General features: G+C 72.4%; 5 protein-coding genes. 3 read left to right on the plus strand and 2 right to left on the minus strand.

Features of this window, described 5'->3' with window-relative positions; all coding sequences use genetic code 11:
• Both AC27VN_RS34990 and AC27VN_RS34995 read left to right on the plus strand, forming a co-directional pair.
• On the plus strand, positions 1 to 329 hold a 329-nt coding region (locus tag AC27VN_RS34990), incomplete at its 5' end, for a response regulator (protein ID WP_490879577.1).
• Positions 330 to 351: 22 nt separating this feature from the next.
• Positions 352 to 1,149, plus strand: a complete 798-nt coding sequence (locus AC27VN_RS34995; protein WP_490879578.1) for a hypothetical protein — start codon at positions 352 to 354, stop codon at positions 1,147 to 1,149.
• Here AC27VN_RS34995 and AC27VN_RS35000 read toward each other — a convergent pair.
• Positions 1,107 to 2,795 carry a glycosyltransferase family 2 protein gene (locus AC27VN_RS35000; RefSeq protein WP_490879579.1) on the minus strand — a complete coding sequence of 563 codons (1,689 nt, stop codon included), beginning with the start codon at positions 2,793 to 2,795 and terminating at the stop codon, positions 1,107 to 1,109. The two genes, AC27VN_RS34995 and AC27VN_RS35000, sit on opposite strands and share 43 nt — an antisense overlap.
• A 77-nt stretch (positions 2,796 to 2,872) precedes the next feature.
• Here AC27VN_RS35000 and AC27VN_RS35005 point away from each other — a divergent pair, with 77 nt between their 5' ends.
• Positions 2,873 to 3,730 carry a glycosyltransferase family 25 protein gene (locus AC27VN_RS35005; RefSeq protein WP_490879580.1) on the plus strand — a complete coding sequence of 286 codons (858 nt, stop codon included), beginning with the start codon at positions 2,873 to 2,875 and terminating at the stop codon, positions 3,728 to 3,730.
• A gap of 2 nt (positions 3,731 to 3,732) precedes the next feature.
• Here AC27VN_RS35005 and AC27VN_RS35010 read toward each other — a convergent pair.
• Positions 3,733 to 3,951: hypothetical protein (locus tag AC27VN_RS35010; RefSeq protein ID WP_490879581.1), on the minus strand; the 219-nt coding region annotated here is incomplete at its 5' end.

The following is a 3,951-nucleotide window of genomic DNA, read 5'->3' on the forward strand; positions in this document are numbered from 1 at the left end:
GCAGCCGCGCGCTGCTCGAGCAGTGGGGCTGCCAGGTCGAGTGCGTGGCCACCGGCGCCGAGGCGATCGCGCGGCTGGGCACCGGCGACATCCCCTACGACGCCGTGCTGTGCGACCTGCAGCTGCCCGGCGACACCGACGGCATGGACGTGATCGACGCCGCCAAGCGGTTGCAGCCCGAGGCGCTCGCGGTGCTGGTCTCGGGCGCCACCGGGCCCGATGCGCTGCAACGGCTGCGCCACAGCGGCGCGACGCTGTTGACGAAGCCGGTGGCACCGGCGAAGCTTCGGGCCCTGCTGTCGACGCGGCGGCATGCGCAGCCCGCATGAACACGCCCATTGCTCCACCACGATGCTGCCCATCGACGCCCTGAAAGACATCCGCCCCTTCATCGCCACGCCCAGCTACAGCGGCGCGATGACCAGCGACTACGTGCGCAGCCTGCTCGGGCTGGTCAACCTCGCGTGGCGCCACGGCTTCCCGATGCAGACGCGCTTCCTCGACGGCGACAGCCTGATCCCGCGCGCGCGCAACCGGCTGGTGGCCGAGTTCATGGCCGACAGCCGCTGGACCCACCTGTTCTGGATCGATGCCGACATCGGCTTCGAGCCCGAGGCCGCGCTGCGCCTGCTGCTGGCCGGCCGCGCGGTGGTGGCCGGCGCCTATCCGCAGAAGAACGACGGCTGGCCGCGCGCCGGCCTCGCGCAGCCGCTGCCCGCGGGCAGCACGCGCGAGGACTTCGAGGCGCGGCACGCGGTGTTCCCGGTCAACCTCACGGGGCCCGAGGTCGCCAGCCGCATCGATGCCGACGGCTTCGTCGAGGTGCTCGATGCACCCACCGGCTTCATGCTGATCGAGCGCGCCGTGTTCGAGCGGCTCGCGCAGGCCCTGCCCGAGCTGCGCTACACGCCCGACCGCATGGAGGACGAGACGGCCGCGGCCTGGCCGCACCATCGCTTCTTCGATGTCTGGGCCGAGCCCGGCAACGGCCGCTACCTCAGCGAGGACTTCGCCTTCTGCCGCCGCTGGCAATCGATCGGCGGCCAGGTCTTCGTCGACACGCGCTCGCGCCTCACGCACACCGGCACGCGCACCTACCGCGGCGACTACGCGCGCTCGCTCGCGGCCAGCGCCGGGCCGTCGGCCTGAAGCAGATCGGCCGGCAAGGTCCCCAGGTCGTAGCCGCGATCGGGCGCGATCTTCTCGAGCCGCAGTCCCGGCCCCTCCTCGGCCAGGTAGTCGTAGCCGATGGCCTGCCAGCGGTGCCCGGGATCGAGGCGCCGGTAGCGGTCGCGCCGCGCGATGCGGTCCTCGCGCCGGATCATGCGCAGGTGGTAGAGCCGGAAGTAGCTGCGGAACATCCGGCCATGCTGCGCGACCGCATCGGGATACCAGGGCCCGTGCAGCGCGGGCGCCGCGTCGAAGGCGATCTCGCGCGGCAGCCGGAACAGGCACACGCGCGACTTGGCGCCCCAGGGGCCGTCGTCGCGGAAGCGGTCGGGTGCGTCCCAGAGTTCGCGCACCGCGAGCGAGAGGCAGCCTAGCGGCGTGTCGGACAGCGAATCGACGATGGCGCCGAGGTGCCGGAGAAACAAGGTTTCGTAGCGCTCGTCGGCATCGCAGACCAGCACCCAGCCCGTGCCATGGCGCTGCGCGCATTCGAGCAGGCGGTGCCTGTTCTGGGTTTCGTTCCAGTCGCCGCCCGGCGGGTTCGACAGCAGCTCGAGCAGCTTGGGTTCGCGTTGCAGGATCCGCGCGGTGTCGTCGGTCGAGCCGTCGTCGAGCGCGATGAAGCCGTCGACATGGTCGCGCAGATGGTCGAGGCAGCCTTCGAGCAGCCGCGCCTCGTTGCGCAGCTGCAGCAGGCAGACGATGCGCAGCCTCGAGGCCAGCGGCTTCGGCGGCGCGGCGCTGCAGCGCGGGCAGAAGTAGTGCGGCGCCGGTTCGTGGTGCAGCATGCGCGCGCAGAGCTCGCACTGGCGGCGCGAGCCCATCGCGAAAACGGGCGCGGGTTGCCCCCACGCGGGCATGGCCCCGGCATCGGCCGGTGCCGGATCGTCGCGGGCGATGCGCGCGAAATCGCGCCCCCAGTCCTCGCCGTTCGCGCGCGCCTGCGCGGGCGTGCACTTGCGCCAGTCGTTGTCGGGATCGAACTGCTCGGCGCCGTCGCGCGTCTCGAACGACAGGTGCAGCAGCTTCAGTTCGGCGCAGGCCGAAAGCCGCCAGCCCGCCATCTCGAGCCGCACGCGGAAATCGTCGTCGTCGCCGCCCCAGCCGGCGAACGATTCGTCGTAGCCGCCGACCGCCTCGAAGGCCTCGCGCGGGCCGCACAGCGAACCGTAGAAGGTGCGCAGGAACAGCGCCTCGGGCACCTGGCGCGCGAACAGCGCAGCCAGCGGCCCGTCGATCTCGTCGAAGCGCGCGAAGCCCACGCGGCCCAGCACCACGCCGCGCTCGACCGTCAGCGCGGCCTGCAGGGCCAGCGCGGGCGCGTCGTCCACATAGGCCGACTCGGGCGAATGCACGAGCACGAAGCGGCCGCGCGCATGGCGCACGCCGACGTTGATGGCGCGGCAGGGCGGGCGCCAGCCATGCGGCCGGTCGTTGACGACCACGCGCCAGCACACCGTGTCGAAGCGCGCGAGCAGTTGCAGCAGGCCCTGTTCCTCGGCCGGTTCGTCGAGCGCGATCACCACCTCGATGCCGGGGCGCGACCAGTGCGGCGCGTTGAGCGCGGCCACGCGCTCGAACTCCGCGCGCTTGCGGTAGAACGGCAGCACCACGCTGAGCATCATGCGGTCCGCCCTTCGGCGATCGGCGCGATATCGAGAGACAAGGGAGACAATGGCAGGACCTGCTTCATCCCCGCATCATGAACGGTTGCTTCATCAATCTGCAACGCAGTGGCGATCGCCGCGCGGCCATGGAAGCGCAGCTGCGCGCGCTCGGCATCGAGGGCGTGGCGCGCTTCGAGGCGATCGACGCGGCCACGCTGCCCGCGGTGCCCGCCGATGCCGCCACCAGCGCCGGCGAACGCGCGTGCTTTCTCTCGCATGCGCGCGCACTCGAAAGCGCACCGCCCGATGACTTCTTCCTGGTGCTCGAGGACGATGCGCTGTTGAGCCGCGCGCTGCCGCCGCTGCTGCGGCCCGAGGCGCTCGCGCAGCTCGCCGACTGGGACCTGGTGTTCCTCGAATGCCTGCCCTACACCTCGGCCCACAGCCTGCTCGCGCTGTGGCAGGCGCTGAAGAAGCAGCTGCCCGCCGATCCCGCCGCGCCGCGCGATGCGATCGCCGGCATCGAGGTGCTCGACGCGCGCGGCCTCTACAACTGGGGCGCGGTCGCCTACCTCGCCACGCCGAAGGGCTTGCGCGCCTTGCCGCCGCTGCTGCGCGAGGCGCTGGCCGAAGGGCCGGCGCAGGCCTTCGACATGGCCTTGAATCGCTGGGTGGCCGAGGGCCGCCTGCGCGCGGCGGTGCTCGCGCCCTTCCTCGCCACGCCGCGGCTCGAGAGCCATGCGCACAGCACCATCGACGACCGGCCGCGCGCGGCGGAGAACGACGCGCTCGGTGGCGCGCTGCGGCGGCTGTTCTTCGCCGGCCCGATCGACGGCCTCGAGGCCCATGTGGCCGGCTACCGCCACGCGGCGCTGACCGACGACCCGCAGCTGCGGCTGCTGGCCGACCTGATGGCGCAGCTGTTCGTCATCACGGCGCGCTCGACGCGCTGACCCTAGAAGTCGGCGCAGCCGTTGCGCCGCTCGGTGTTCACGCAGCTCAGCAGGTTCGGCCGCGAACGCACGCGCGACCATTCGCGCGCCAGCACGTCGCCGCCCTGCGCCGCGCGGTCGCCGTCCAGCGGCCCGGTCGCCACGCAGATCGGCGCCTGGCCGATGTTGCGGTCGTAGAGGTAGGTCGAGGGCTGGTCGCGCACCACGTCCACCGAGGGCAG

The sequence above is a fragment of the Variovorax sp. 20P10.2.4 genome (assembly GCF_058244205.1).